9 protein-coding genes are annotated in these 15624 nt (G+C 36.3%); 7 read left to right on the top strand and 2 right to left on the bottom strand.

All coding sequences use genetic code 11. From position 1 onward, the window contains the following. Nucleotides 1-64: 64 nt before the first annotated feature. The 3 genes from ACFS3A_RS17850 to ACFS3A_RS17840 all read left to right on the top strand — a co-directional run bounded on the left by ACFS3A_RS17850 (nucleotide 65) and on the right by ACFS3A_RS17840 (nucleotide 5565). Nucleotides 65-2044 carry an alpha-L-arabinofuranosidase C-terminal domain-containing protein gene (locus ACFS3A_RS17850; protein ID WP_379826923.1) on the top strand — a complete coding sequence of 660 codons (1980 nt, stop codon included), beginning with the start codon at nucleotides 65-67 and terminating at the stop codon, nucleotides 2042-2044. A 107-nt stretch (nucleotides 2045-2151) separates the two neighbouring features. Continuing rightward, the gene (locus ACFS3A_RS17845) at nucleotides 2152-4620 is read left to right on the top strand and encodes a glycoside hydrolase family 95 protein (protein WP_379826921.1); all 2469 of its coding nucleotides are present in this window, start codon (nucleotides 2152-2154) and stop codon (nucleotides 4618-4620) included. A gap of 342 nt (nucleotides 4621-4962) precedes the next feature. Continuing rightward, entirely contained in the window at nucleotides 4963-5565 is a 603-nt protein-coding gene (locus ACFS3A_RS17840; RefSeq protein WP_379826920.1) for a murein L,D-transpeptidase catalytic domain-containing protein, read from the top strand. Between the two features lie 234 nt (nucleotides 5566-5799). Here ACFS3A_RS17840 and ACFS3A_RS17835 read toward each other — a convergent pair whose 3' ends face one another. Further along, a complete protein-coding gene (locus ACFS3A_RS17835) occupies nucleotides 5800-6612 on the bottom strand; it encodes a ferritin-like domain-containing protein (protein WP_379826919.1) in 813 nt (270 codons plus the stop codon). 26 nt (nucleotides 6613-6638) lie between these two features. Further along, entirely contained in the window at nucleotides 6639-7385 is a 747-nt protein-coding gene (locus ACFS3A_RS17830; RefSeq protein WP_379826918.1) for a ferritin-like domain-containing protein, read from the bottom strand. 427 nt (nucleotides 7386-7812) lie between these two features. Between ACFS3A_RS17830 and ACFS3A_RS17825 the strand changes: the two genes are divergently transcribed. From ACFS3A_RS17825 to ACFS3A_RS17810, 4 genes are all read left to right on the top strand, one after another. Continuing rightward, the gene (locus ACFS3A_RS17825) at nucleotides 7813-10191 is read left to right on the top strand and encodes an arylsulfatase (RefSeq protein WP_379826917.1); all 2379 of its coding nucleotides are present in this window, start codon (nucleotides 7813-7815) and stop codon (nucleotides 10189-10191) included. Between the two features lie 50 nt (nucleotides 10192-10241). Further along, the gene (locus tag ACFS3A_RS17820) at nucleotides 10242-12638 is read left to right on the top strand and encodes an arylsulfatase (protein ID WP_379826916.1); all 2397 of its coding nucleotides are present in this window, start codon (nucleotides 10242-10244) and stop codon (nucleotides 12636-12638) included. Nucleotides 12639-12760: 122 nt separating this feature from the next. Continuing rightward, nucleotides 12761-13336: a hypothetical protein gene (locus tag ACFS3A_RS17815; RefSeq protein WP_379826915.1), complete on the top strand. Its 576-nt coding sequence runs from the start codon at nucleotides 12761-12763 to the stop codon at nucleotides 13334-13336. A 3-nt stretch (nucleotides 13337-13339) separates the two neighbouring features. Further along, entirely contained in the window at nucleotides 13340-15457 is a 2118-nt protein-coding gene (locus ACFS3A_RS17810) for a cation:proton antiporter domain-containing protein (RefSeq protein ID WP_379826914.1), read from the top strand. Nucleotides 15458-15624 lie beyond the last annotated feature (167 nt).

The raw sequence follows: 15624 nt of genomic DNA, 5'->3' as shown, positions 1-15624 counted from the left end.
TTTCATAGGCTCTAAAAAGATTAATTAATATATTGCAAGTATATTCTCAATATAAAAAAATACAATGAAAAGAAATATAATTTCAACATTATTCATAAGTGGTTTACTATTTAGTAGTATTTATGGAAATGCTCAAAAAGCGACTTTAGAAGTTGATGCTTCCAAAACGATAACAAAAATTCAGCCAACAATGTTCGGTTTGTTTTTTGAAGACATCAATTTTGCGGCAGATGGCGGACTTTACGCGGAAATGATTAAAAACAGATCTTTCGAATTTGAAAAACCTTTGATGGGATGGGAACAGCCTAATACCAAAAGATCTTCTTTAAACAAAGAATCGGGTAGTGCGTTGCCCATTAACGTAGCGGCAAATAATACTAATTTTTGCAGAGTTGAGATTAATAACGATAAAGGTTATGCTTTAATAAATGAAGGTTTCAGAGGAATGGGAGTAAAGAAAGATGCAAAATACAATCTTTCTTTAAAAGCGTCCAATCCTAAAGGAGCCATCAAAAAAATCATTGTGCAGTTAATTGGTAAAGACCAAAAAGTACTGGGAGAAACGAGTATTGTACCAAAATCGGAGCAATGGGCAAATTATACAGCTCAAATTACAGCTACTCAAACAGAGGCAAAAGCGAAGCTGAAGATCACTTTTGAAGGAACAGGAACTATAGATTTAGATATGATTTCGCTGTTTCCGGAAGATACTTGGAAAAACAGAAAAAATGGCCTTCGTAAAGATCTTGTACAGCTTCTGTATGATATGAAACCCGGATTTTTACGTTTTCCAGGAGGTTGTATTGTAGAGGGAAGAACTTTGGCTGATCGTTACCAATGGAAAAAATCGATTGGAAATGTAGAAGATAGAGAAACAAAAATGAACCGTTGGAATGTAGAGTTCAACCATAAATTAACACCAGATTATTTCCAAAGTTTCGGATTAGGTTTTTTTGAATATTTCCAGCTTTCAGAAGACATTGGCGCAGAACCGCTTCCAATTTTAAGCTGTGGTATGGCGTGTCAGTACAATACAGGAGAGTTGACTCCTTTAGACGAACTAGATCCGTATGTACAAGATGCTTTAGATTTAATTGAATTTGCCAATGGAGCAGTGACGACAACTTGGGGTAAAATCCGTTCTGATATGGGACATCCAAAACCATTTAATTTAAAATATATCGGAGTTGGAAACGAACAATGGGGGCCAGATTATATTGATAGATATAAGATTTTTGAAAAAGCAATTAAAGCAAAATATCCAAACATTATAATTGTTTCAGGAAGCGGACCTTCTCCAGATGGTGAACACTTTGATTTTGCAATGGAAGAACTTAAAAAACTGAATGCAGAGTTAGTTGATGAACATTATTACCAAAGCCCAAAATGGTTTAGGGAAAATGCCGGCCGCTATGATAAATATGACCGAAAAGGCCCAAAAATATTTGCTGGAGAATATGCAGCGCAAAGTGTTTCAGGCGCCAATCCGAATAACAGAAATAATTGGGAATGTGCTTTTTCTGAAGCGGCTTTTATGACTGGATTGGAAAGAAATGCAGCAGTAGTTCATTTAACGTCTTACGCACCTTTGATGGCGCACGAAGACGCCTGGCAATGGACACCAGATATGATTTGGTTCAACAATTTGGATTCTCATGGTTCAGCCAATTATTATGTGCAGCAATTATTCTCCACCAATAAAGGAACTGATTTGTTGGATATTACTCAGGATGGAAAAGCTTTAATCGGTCAAAATAATTTATATGCATCGGCAGTAAAAGATGCTAACAGTAAAGAAATTATTGTGAAACTGGTAAATACAGCAGCAACGGCATCTGAAGTGAGTCTTGATTTAAAAGGAGCAAAACTGGGATCAAAAGGAAGTATAATTAGTTTGGTAAGTGCAAATTTACAAGATGAAAATACGTTTGCAGAACCTAAAAAAATTACTCCAAAACAAAGTGAATACAAAATAACAAAAGGAAAGCAGCAATTGAATCTTCCTGCTTATTCTGTGACTGTTTTGAAATTGAAAACGATCTAAAATTAGTATTCATATGATTAAACCTAACAGGTTTTTAAAACCTGTTAGGTTTCTTAAAAACGATGAATTGACTTTTCGATTTACATCATCATTTAAAATAAAAATATATGCCAAACCATTCTTTTCAAAAAAGCCTTTTAGTATTGCTAATGTTGACAGCATTTTCTGTTTACTCGCAAGATTTAAAACTGCAATACCAACAGCCAGCTGTAGAATGGACAGAAGCTTTACCAATAGGAAATGGTACTCTTGGTGCAATGGTTTTTGGGAGAGTGGATTCTGAATTAATTCAGCTCAATGAAGCTACTTTATGGAGCGGCGGGCCGGTACAGAAAAATGTAAATCCAGATGCTTTTAAGAATCTAGCTTTAATTAGAGAAGCGTTGACGAATGAGGATTTTGAAAAAGCCTATGCTTTAACTAAAAACATGCAAGGTCCCTACAGCGAAAGTTTTATGCCATTGGGAGATCTTATTTTAAAACAAGATTTTGGTGGACAAAAAACAGAGAATTATAATAGAAGTCTAGATTTGCAAACTGGATTGGCAGTTACCAATTTTAGTGTTGCCGGTGTAAAGTACAAAAGAGAAATTTTTGCTTCGGCACCAGCACAATGTATTGTGATTAAACTTTCGGCAGATCAATTAAAAAAACTTTCTGTGACACTGGATGCTTCAAGTCTTTTGAAAAATGAAAGAACAGTACAAAATCAGACCTTGGTTTTAAAAGGAAAAGCACCATCACATTCTGATCCAAATTATATTGATTACAACAAAGAACCAGTCATTTACGAAGATGCGTCAGGATGCAGAGGAATGCGTTTTGAACTCATTATTAAACCTGTCATAAAAGACGGAGAAATAAGTTCAGAAGGAAATAAATTAGTGATTAAAAATGCCTCGGAGATTTTGCTTTTCGTTTCGGCGGCAACTAGTTTCAACGGATTTGATAAATGCCCTGACAGCGAAGGAAAAGACGAACATCAATTTGCTGAAGCACCAATTAAAAAGGCTGTTACGAAGAAATATGATAGTTTATTAAAAGAACATATTGCAGATTTTCAAAAACTCTTCAACAGAGTTTCCTTAAAGTTGAATGAAAAAGAAACCAATAAATCTAATCTTGCAACAGATACTAGATTGGAAGAATACGCAAAAGGAGAAAAAGATGCCGGATTGGAAGCTTTGTTTTTTCAGTTTGGACGTTATTTGTTGATTTCTTCTTCGCGTACACACAATGCGCCAGCCAATTTGCAAGGAATTTGGAATAATAAACTTCGTGCGCCTTGGAGCAGTAACTACACAACAAACATCAATTTACAGATGAATTACTGGCCGGTTGAATCAGGAAGTTTGTCTGAATTATTTTTTCCGCTTGACGAATACATTAAAAATGCTTCTGTAACAGGAGCCGAAACCGCCAAAAGTTATTATCATGCCAACGGCTGGGTTTTGCATCATAATTCAGATATCTGGGCAATGACAAATCCTGTAGGCGATTTTGGAAAAGGCGATCCAATGTGGGCCAACTGGTATATGGGAGCGAACTGGCTGAGCAGACATTTATGGGAACATTATGAATATACCGGCGACAAAGCCTACTTGAAAAAAGTATATCCTATAATCAAAGGTGCTGCAGAATTTAGTTTAGATTGGTTGCAGAAAGATAAAAATGGTCATTTGGTCACAATGCCTTCAACTTCGCCGGAAAATATGTTTTATTACGATGGCAAAAAGAAAGGTGTTGTAACCACGGCTTCTACAATGGATATTGGAATTATTAAAGATTTGTTCGAAAATACAGTTGAAGCTTCTAAAATTTTAGGAACCGATTCAGAATTCAGAGAAAAAGTAAACAAAGCAGCTACTGAATTACTACCTTTTCAAATTGGAAGTAAAGGACAATTATTAGAATGGTATAAAGATTTTGAAGAAGAAGATCCGCATCACAGACATACTTCTCATTTGTATGCTTTGCATCCGGCCAATTTAATTTCGCCACTCAATACACCAGAATTAGCCGCAGCAGCAAAGAAAACATTAGAATTGCGAGGCGACGATGGAACAGGCTGGAGTTTGGCCTGGAAAGTAAATATGTGGGCGAGACTTTTAGACGGAAATCACGCTTATACATTATTCAAAAATCAATTAAGATTGACAAAAGATAATGATCCTAAGTACAAACGACATGGAGGTTGTTACCCGAATCTATTTGATGCGCATCCGCCTTTCCAAATCGATGGAAATTTTGCAGGAACAGCGGGCGTAATCGAAATGTTAATGCAAAGTCAGAATAAAGAAATACACTTACTTCCAGCGCTTCCGGATTCATGGACAGACGGAGAAATTAAAGGGATTACTGCAAAAGGAAATTTTACGGTAGATATAAAATGGAATAATGGTAAAATAACTCAGGCAAAAATCGTATCTAACAATGGAGGAACTTGTTCTGTAAGAGCTTCAGAACCTTTTACAATTGAAAAACTAAATATCAAAAGTGAAAAATCATCGATAGGTTATACTGCATCATTTGAAACTAAAAAAGGAATGTCTTATAATCTGTCTCCTTCCAAATAAGATTTTAGTTGTAAAAAGTGATTCCTAAGGAGAAAGTGAATTGAGAATCTGTTTTGTTTTTCTAAAAATAGTATAGATTAATTATTAATATTGAGATTGGAATAAGAAGGAGATAACGGTTCTTTCTCTTTTTAATCCCTTATAAATAGAGTAGTCTTGATTTTTTAACTAAAAAAAAATGGTGTAAAATTCATAGAATCAAATATTTATAATATATTTAACATCTCAAACATGGGAATTGTGTAAAATTTGTGCATAATTTTGCAAAGTCAAAGATGAAGCATAAAAATTATTTTTGACATAGTACCCAAATCTGTTGTTAACTTTAATTTAGCCCTGCTTATGAGAATATTTTTTGTAGCGCTGCTTTTTTCTTTAAGTTCGTTTACTACCTACAACCTAACGGACAGAAAAGAAATATTAAATGAAATTGAATTCGCAAGACTTACAGAACATGTAAGTGAAGTAAAAACATTTGTAAATGCAAATCGTGGCTACAGCAAGAAAATTGCTTTTCTGGTAGATATGAAAATCAAATCAGGAAGAAATCGTTTTTTTGTTTACGATCTTGAGAATGAAAAAATTATTGATCAGGGGCTTGTTGCTCATGGATCAGGTTCTGAGACTGGTATAAAAGGAGATATTCTACAGTTCTCCAATATGCCGAATTCCAACTGTACTTCATTAGGGCGTTATGGTGTTGAGAAACCTTATAAAGGTGTTTTCGGAAAAGCCTACAGATTAAGCGGAATGGACGAGACTAATAATAATGCCAATAAAAGAGCAATTGTATTGCACTGTTATAAAGAGGTTCCGGATGATGAAAAAGAATATTATATTATCAACAGTCACGGTTGTCCAATGGTAAGTGAAGCTTTTTTCAAAAGACTTGATAAATTTATTGAAGGTTCTGATTCTAAGATTATGCTTTCAGTTTATTACTAAATATAAAAAAGAGTTTTTATCTCAATTTAAAACAAGAGCCATTTGGTTCTTGTTTTTTTTTGAATTCAATTGAGTTTATTTATGGTTTAAATCTAGTGAAGTGTTTTTACATAGCGGCAAAAGGTTTTAAAGGAATATAAAAGCATGAAATGTTAACAATAATTATTTTTTAAATTCATAAAAAAAATCCGCCCTCACAAAATGTGGCGGCGGATGAGTATTTAGTTTAGTTTTTTAAACAATAAATATATTGGCAATATCAACTACTTGTTGTGTAGTTAAAGGCTCATCGTAAGCTTCTGACCCTGCCGCAGCTCCAAATGCTGCCGCCGTATTAAATCCTGCCTGCATGGTTACTCCTTCACCATCATAAACTGCTTGTGTTGCAGCTGGCATTCCTGCGCCTCTATCGGCATTAGAAATCCATCCTTTTAGGCCACGTAATCGCCTCACTTCAGAAGCATGACGGGCTTCAACAGAATGAATTTGTAAGGCCGCAGTCAACAAATCAGGAGTAGTTATTAAATTGGCCGCCTGACCTTTGTAGGCTCTAACACCAGTGTCTTCAAAAGCTTGTGCTAAAGCTAAAAAGGTTGGATAATCATTAAAAGGATTAAATGCTCCGCCAACGGTAAAATCGAAAGTTGGTTTTGGTACAAAATTGGCACTTGCAGTACCGCCTAATCCGGCTATTAAGAAAGCAACGTGGTCTGATTCGTGAGCTGCTATCTGCTGGAAAACTTTTAAATCGCGTCCGCCGTTTTCAGAAGCCGGAATTACTCCGGAATCCAAAGCCATGGCATAAAATTCATTTTCCAGATATTCTAAAGTCAGAGCAAACTGTAAAGCTCCAATTGGAGTGGCAGGAGTTGCTGTGATGTCTTTTGCAAATGCTTTATTGGCTAAGGCTGATAATCCAAAAGGTATAGATGCCAGCGCCAGATTTTTCCCGATATTCCCAAACTGTGTAAAGCTGTCTCTTCTTGAACCAGTACTTTTCATTAAATTGTCATCAGTAAAGGTTTCTATAAATTTTAATATGTTCATAATTTCTAAGTTTTAGCTGGTTAAGATTAAGGCAAGTATTTGGCAGTGAATTTTGTAGTAATAAATCCGGCAGCCACAGGAAGAATTTTAGATGGATCTTTTGCAACATCCAGTCCGGTTGAAGTGCTTATGATATCATCTCCTGCAAAATCTTTGGAATTCGGATTGATCAGGCTTCGAATAGCAGCAGCATGTCTGGCTTCAACCGAAACAATTTTTCCCGCTAATAATAAATAATCAGCGGTTTTAATTAATCGTCCTGCGCCATTATAGGCAGCTACACCAGTATCTTCCAAGGCTTTTGCAGTAGCTAAAACTTCAGTTCGGCTGTTAAAATTTAGAGAGCCATAACTAAAGGCCAGGGAAGGAAGCAGTTGAGAGCCTGGATCGGGAAGAGCTTTAGTTAATGCTGCTTTGAAAAAATCTCTATGAACTACTTCATGGTGGTACAAATCTGTCAGCACCTGACGTTCTGTATCGTTAAATACGGTATTAAAATTAGAGGCATTTACAACTTTAGTGTAAAAATCGGCTTCCAGCTGTTCTAAGGCGTAAGCGTAAGTTAGCACGCCAAAGTCGCCTGAGCCTAAATCAAAAACACCATTTCTGATTCCGGGTAGGGAAGTGTCCTCCATATTGTCATCATTATCATTGTCGCTGCATCCAGCTAAAACCAAACCTGCGGTAACTAATGTTAGTCCACTGAGCTTAAGAAAGCTCCTTCTGCTATCCAGTGAAGGGTCAACTTCATGAATTTTAACTTCGTTTTTCATAATCAAGGTTTTTATTAAGGTTAATAACATCACAAGAATGTATATTAGTTTATTAACGAAATTTTAGCAAAGACGGTTTTCCTTATTAGTTCATTTTTAGTAAAAAAAATAGTCTTAAAGAATTATAAACATGCTGAAGACCTGATTTTTATACGATTTTGTCTAAAATATTTTTATATGAATAGTATAAGAATTATTAAATTCCCTTTGATGAAAAACTGAAACTAGATAAAACTTTGTTTCAAATTATAATTTGCAACATCATTAAAAGATTTTGTACTGCCCATGTTTGTAATTTAGTAAGAATCACAAAATTTCGTAATATGAAATCCTTTAAAGGAATAATTGATAAGGTTAATATTGATTTGAAATAGAGTTAATAATTAATAATTTCTAAAGCATACATTCAAATAATAAACTGACTGTTATGGAAACTAAAAAATATGTCAAGCTGTTTTTCTTTTTGAATATAACTTTATTCGCATTTTCTGTTAAAGCACAAGATGTTTTGCCATTTCCGCCGTCTCCGTCTGCTTCTCAGGCAGGAGTAACCATTGAAACATCAACTTATAAAAAAAGAACAGAGCCCAGACATTTGCCGACGGATGCACCGAACATTTTAATTATATTAATAGATGATGCCGGTCCCGGAGCACCTTCGACTTATGGCGGGGAAATAAGCACACCAACATTATCAAGAGTAGCCAATACAGGAATTTCATATAATCGTTTTCATTCTACGGCTATGTGTTCTCCTACACGTGCTTCTTTGCTTACAGGACGTAATCATACTCGTGTAGGAAACGGTCAGATTGCAGCTATCGCAAATGATTTTGACGGTTTCAGCGGAACCATTCCAAAAAGCTCTGCAACATTAGCCGAAATTTTAAAAGACTACGGTTATAATACCGCAGCATTTGGAAAATGGCACAACACGCCCGAAGAACAAATTACTTCAAAAGGGCCATTTGATTATTGGCCGACAGGTTACGGATTTGAATATTTTTATGGTTTCCTGGCAGGAGAAGCTTCGCAGTATGAACCCACTTTGGTGCGAAATACAAGTTATGTAGAACATCCAAAAACGTCAGGCGGACATGATTACTATCATTTATCAGAAGATTTGGCTGATGATGCCATTTTGTGGCTTACAGAACAAAAAGCATATGCTCCCGAAAAGCCCTTTTTTGTGTATTGGGCGCCTGGAGCCGCTCATGGTCCGCATCACGTAATGAAAGAATGGGCAGACAAATACAAAGGTAAATTTGATGACGGATGGGATGCTTACCGCGAACGAGTATTTAAACACCAGAAAGAGCTCGGATGGATTCCACAGAATACACTGCTTACGCCAAGAGCAGAATCGATGACATCATGGGCAAATATTCCGGAAGCAGAAAAGCCTTTTCAACGCCGACTTATGGAAATCTGGGCTGGTTTTGCAGAGCATGCCGATTTTAACGCAGGAAGGGTTATTGACGAAATTGAAAAACTGGGAGAACTTGATAATACGATTATTATTTATATCTGGGGAGATAATGGTTCCTCTGCAGAAGGTTTAAATGGTACAATCAGCGAGCAACTAGCCCAGAATGCAATTCCGACAAAAATAGAACAGCATATTGCTGCTTTAAACGAATTAGGAGGCTTAGATGTCTTAGGCGGACCCAAAACTGATAATATGTTCAATGCTGGCTGGGCATGGGCAACAAGTACTCCCTACCAGGGAACAAAATTACAAGGTGCTTATTTTGGAGGAACCCGTCAGCCAATGGCAATTTCATGGCCAAAAGGAATTCGACATGATAAAACGCCAAGACCGCAGTTTCATCATGTAATTGATATTGCTCCTACGATATACGAAATCGACAAAATTCCTGCGCCAAAAGTGGTAAATGGTTTTGCTCAAGATGAATTAGACGGAGTAAGTATGGTCTACACTTTTACTGATCCAAAAGCAAAAGGAACCCGCCGCACACAGTTTTTTGATATTATGGCAAGCCGAGGAATCTATCAGGATGGTTGGTTTGCAAGTGCGAGAGGACCAAGAGAACCTTGGGTAGGAGGAATTCCGAAAGGTATTAAACAATGGTCACCGCTTACCGATACATGGCAGTTGTACAATCTCGATCAGGATTGGTCGCAGGCAGTTGATTTGGCAGCGAAAGAACCTAAAAAACTGGAAGAAATGAAAGCTTTATTTTTGACCGAATCTGCAAAAAATAAAAATCTTCCAATTGGAGGCGGATTATGGTCAACAGCGCTTTATCATCCGGAAGATGCGCCTTCTTCTCCTTTGTCAGAATGGACTTTTGATTCGCCAATAAAAGGAATGCCAGAATCTGCAGCTCCAAAATTGGGTAAGGTAAGCAGTACTGTAACAATGGATGTTGAAGTTCCTGAAAATGCAAACGGAGTGCTGTATGCGCTTGCAGGATTTTCGGGAGGTGTTACCTGTTATGTAAAAGATGGTTATTTAAATTACGAGTTTAATTTGTTTGAAGTACAGCGAACTAAAATCAAATCAAAAGATAAACTGCCAAAAGGCAAAGTAAAAATTGAAGTCGAATCAAAATTGGTCGATAAAATTGGCGGTTCAATGAATGTGACATTAAAAGTGAATGGCGCAACAGTTGGACAAGGAACTGTTCCTACGGCTATGTCGCTTCATTTTACATCAAATGCAACTTTTGATATAGGAATCGATTTAGATTCTCCCGTTTCTTTAGATTATTTTGATCAGGCTCCATTTTCATTTAATGGAAAAATAGGAAAAACTAAAATTGTTTATACCAAGAAAAGCTAACAAAGTCTAAGTTTATAACACTGTAGTAGAACTTTTAAAATCAGAAAATCATGAAAGAATTTTATAGTTTAAAACAAAAGATTAGTTTAAGATTTAACGGTTCTTTTCAAAATAATTTCAATATATTTTTACTGCTTGTTTTGGTTTTAGGAAGCAATTTTAAAATTTATGCGCAGGATGTACTGCCTTTTCCCCCAGTGCCAAGTGCGAGTGTTGCGAATGAAACGCTGGCAGAAAGTACACACAAACGAAGAGAAGAGCCGAACCATTTGCCAAAAGATGCACCAAATATCATTATTATTTTAATGGATGATTTGGGTTTTGGTACGCCTTCCACTTTTGGCGGCGGTGTCAATACGCCAACATTAACTAAAGTATTTAAAGAAGGAATTGCCTATAACGAATTTCACACTACATCAATCTGTTCTCCGAGTCGTGCGGCTTTATTAACCGGCAGAAATCATACGCACGTAGGAAACGGAACAATAGCAGAAAGAGCTGTTGACTGGGATGGTTACACAGGAATTATACCCAAAGAAGCCGCAACGGTTGCTGAAGTTTTAAAAAATTATGGATACAGTACATCAGCTTTTGGGAAATGGCACAATACGCCAGCCAATCAAACTACTGTTGCGGGACCTTTTGATTACTGGCCGGTCAATTATGGATTCCAGCATTTTTATGGCTTTCTGGCAGGAGAAACTTCGCAGTATGAACCAAGATTAATAAACGATTTTACTCCCGTTGAGCCACCAAAAGATGAAAAGTATCACTTAACAACTGATTTGGCAGATCATGCAATAGAATGGATGAAACGACATAAATCGTATGCGGCAGACAAACCATTTCTATTGTATTTTGCTCCAGGCGCCGGCCATGCACCGCATCATATTTTTAAAGAATGGGCAGACAAATACAAAGGAAAGTTTGATGAAGGCTGGGATGCCTACCGTGAAAAAGTTTTTAAACGTCAGAAAGAGCTGGCATGGATTCCTAAAAGCGCCATGCTGACTGCCAGAGATAAAACAATGGCTTCATGGGAAAGTATTCCGAAATCTGAAAAGGCATTTCAAATTCGGATGATGGAAGTATTTGCCGGTTATGTAGAACATGCCGATCACGAAGTCGGAAGAGTTTTGGATGCGCTTGAAGCAAATGGGCAAAAAGACAATACCATAGTATTTTTTATTTGGGGTGACAATGGTTCAAGTGCCGAAGGGCAAAATGGCTCTATAAGTGAGTTACTGGCTCAGAACGGCGTTTCAAATACTATTCAACAACAATTAGAAGCTTTAGATAAACTTGGCGGATTAGACGCAATTGGTGGACCTCTTTTAGAAAATAATTATCATGCAGCCTGGGCTTGGGCTGGAAATACGCCCTTTAAGCATACTAAATTAGTGGCTTCTCATTTTGGCGGAACACAAAACGCAATGGTAATTCGCTGGCCGAAAATCATAAAACCAGACAGTAAGCCACGAAGTCAGTTTCATCATATAAATGATGTTGTGCCGACTATTTATGATATTCTAAATATCAAAGCCCCAAAAGTGGTCAATGGTTTTGAGCAAATGCCATTAGACGGAATAAGTTTTAAATATACTTTTAATGATGCCAAAGCAAAAGAAGTATCCAAAGTTCAGTTTTTTGATAATAACGGAAGCCGGGGAGTTTACAAAGATGGCTGGTATGCCTGCACTTTTGGACCTTTATATCCGTGGATTCCTGCTCAGAAAGGTTTAGCCGAATGGGATTCTGCGAAAGATGTTTGGGAATTGTATAACATAAAAGAAGATTACACGCAGTATTATGATTTAGCTGCTAAAAATCCGCAGAAATTAAAAGAGCTTCAGCAAGTATTTAATGAAGAAGCCAAAAAGAATAAAGATTACCCAATTGGTGCCGGAATCTGGCTTCGCATTCATCCAGAAGATGTTATCAAAGCGCCTTATACTTCATGGATTTTTGATGAAACTACTAAACGTATGCCCGAATTCAGCGCACCCGGTTTAGGCAAAAAAAGCAATAAAGTAATTGCCGATGTTGAGGTTAAAGAAAATGCTTCAGGAGTTTTGTATGCTCTTGGAGGCTCAGGCGGCGGTGTGGCTTTATTTATGGATAATGGCAAATTAATTTACGAATATAATATGCTGATTATTGAACGCTATAATGTAGAATCATCAGAAAAAATTCCGGCAGGAAAACATAAAATAGAAGTTTTAACCACTATTACAAAACCTGGGGCTTCGGCTGAAATCGTTATTTCGGTTGATGGAAAAGGATATGCCAAAGGAGAAGTAAAACGTACTGTTCCCGTAGCTTTTACTGCCAGCGAAACATTTGATGTTGGCGAAGATTTAGGTGCGCCGGTTTCTATTCGTTATTATAAAAAAGCACCCTTTAAGTTTGAAGGAAAAATAAATAGTGTGAAAGTAGACTTATTATAAAAACTAAGAATTGAAAATTGGATTTTTATACTGAAAATTAGAAATTAAATCTCTCTTTTATCAGTTTTTGTCGGGTTAAAAGAATTTTTCTGCTTAACTTGTAGAATCCAAAATCAATTTTTATGACTTTTAAAAGACTTTTATTTTTAACTATTTTACTCATTATGTGTTCTTGCAGCAATAGAAAAGAGCAAGAACTTATTCTTCGAGAAAACGCACTTTTAGAACGTGAAAAACAGTTTGAAGATAAAGAAGCAGAATATGACAAACTTCTAAAAATGAAAGACAGTCTGTTGTCTGTTTCCAAAGTAAAAGATACACTTCCTAAAATTCAGGAATGGCCGGATAACCTTAAAACGAAATGGAACAGTAAAATGGTCTGCAGGGAATCTAACTGCGGTAATTATGTTATTGGCGACCAGCGCAGCGAGATTTGGGAATTTATATCCGACTCTACCGGAATGTATACCAATGTTGTAAGTAACAATCAAATTAAACGTGTTTTTACCGGACAATATTTAGAAAACAGAATAGTCCTTGATTCTGCAAAAGAAACTTCTGCTAAAACCAAAATAAAAGTTAGTGTTGTGCTGGACGATATAAAAAATAATATCATCAAAGGTACACAGACCATTACAGGTCAGGATAACTGCACTGCAAAATTCTCAGTTGAACTTACGCCATCCAATAAAAAGTAAATTATGCAGCTGAGTATACAACATATAACCCTTCCGATTGAAGATCCGCTATTGAAATTTCTTATCGAGATTATTATCATTTTATGCATTCCGCTTTTATTAAATAAAATTAAAGTACCGCATCTGCTCGGTCTTATTATTGCCGGAGCACTTGTTGGACCAAATGGTTTTGGTGTGCTTTCAAGAGACAGCAGTGTAGTGGTTACAGGAACTACTGGTCTTTTGTATATCATGTTTTTAGCAGGACTTGAAATCGATATGGCCGATTTTAAAAAGAACAAATGGAAGAGTATTATCTTTTCATTTTTCACTTTCGCTGTTCCCTTTATTCTCGGGCTTCTAGGCGGTTATTTCGTACTAGGTTTTTCACTGCTTACTTCGATTCTTTTTGCGAGTCTTTTTTCGTCGCATACTTTAATTGTTTATCCAATGGTAAGCGGTTTGGGGATTGCTAAAAACCTTTCGGTAAACATAACAGTAGGCGGAACGATGATTACAGATGTACTTTCGCTTTTGGTTTTGGCCGCTATCGTCGGAATGTCTCAGGGAGAGGTTGGAACCGCTTTTTGGGTCAAATTATCTGTTTCAATGATCATTTTTACTTTAATTGTATTATTGGTTTTCCCAATAATCGCCAGATGGTTTTTTAAAAATGTCGAAGATAAGATTTCGCAGTATCTTTTTGTAATTGTTATGATTTATCTGGCAGCTCTTCTAGCTGAATTAGCAGGTATTGAATCTATTATTGGAGCTTTTTTTGCCGGACTGGCTTTAAATAAATTAATTCCGCATACCTCATCCTTAATGAACAGGGTTGAATTTGTGGGAAATGCCATTTTTATTCCATTTTTTTTGATCAGTGTCGGAATGTTGATCGATTTTAACGCCTTTATTCAAAGCTGGGAAACCTTGTGGGTGGCGGCGATTATGCTTGTTGCTTCTATTGGAGGGAAATACGCCGCAGCGATGCTGACTAAAAAAACATTTAAACTTACTAATGATGAAGGCCAGCTGATTTTTGGAATGAGTGCGGCATCTGCAGCTGCAACACTGGCATCTGTTATGGTGGGATATAATATAATTATTGGTGAAAATGATGCTGGAGAACCTATCAGACTTTTAAATGACCATGTGCTTAACGGCAGTATTCTTCTTATTTTGATTTCCTGTACCATTTCATCATTTGTTTCTATGGCAAGTGCACAGCGTATTGCACAGGCTGACAAAGACAATACCGTTTCCGGGAACAGTGAAGAAAAAGAAAATATACTTTTGGCAGTCAACCATGAGGCAACTGTAGAAAAAATGGTAAATCTGGGATTAATGGTTAAAACAGCTTCTAATAAAGAACTGTTTGCGGTAAATGTAATTAATGAAGATGCCAATGAATCTTCTGTAAAAAATGCAGAAAGAATATTGGATACTGCTGTAAAAGCCGCTTCTGCTGCCGATGTGGAACTGCATTCCATTACACGGCATGATAATGATACAGCAGGCGGAATCAGTAACGTAATAAAGGAAAAAGAAATTACAGATCTTATTGTGGGACTTGAAGGTGGAAAAGGTTTTTCGGCTTCATTCGTATATAATTTGTACAATGGTTATCTCCGAAATAAAAGTATAAATTTAATGGTTTATCATGCCGTTCAGCCAGCAGGAACTGTAAAAAGATATTTGGTTTTTATACCAGCTGAGGCCGAAATGGATGCCGGATTTTTTCATTCTATGTTAAGAATTTGGAATATTGGGCGCAATTCCGGTGCCAAAATGAGTTTTTATGGAAAAGATAAAACGCTGAATATTTTAAAAAGAATTGCCAAAAAAGCCTCTATAGAAGCTACATTTGATGTTTTCTCAAGTTGGGAAGATGCCGAAAAAACGGCCATGACAATTGAAGAAAATGAAGGACTGATTATTATGATGGGAGACAGGGGAATGCATTCCTATTTTTCCCGTATGAGAGATGTTCCTGATCTTTTGAACCAAAAATTCACTAACAATAATTACATGCTTATTTATCCTTTTTCTAAAACGCCTGGAAACAATACAGAAAAAAGATCTGTCAGCAGTCACGATGATTTTGCTGAAATAGGAAAAGCGATAAGAAATATTTTTAAATAAGTTAAAAATTGATCTTTATTGAGCTGTTGTAATTAGTGTTTCAGGAATGTTTCATAAGAAAAACTTTGTTTCAAATTATAATTTGAAACCGAATTTAGATGCTGAAGATAATTTTAAATTGATTGCGGCTATAACTTTGATAATGTTTTGAAGTTTAACCAATTAAA

It is taken from the genome of Flavobacterium notoginsengisoli (assembly GCF_042686225.1).
GTDB classification, from domain to species: domain Bacteria; phylum Bacteroidota; class Bacteroidia; order Flavobacteriales; family Flavobacteriaceae; genus Flavobacterium; species Flavobacterium notoginsengisoli.
Note: the sequence above shows the minus strand (reverse complement) of the source record. Positions and strands in the feature narration are given on the sequence as shown.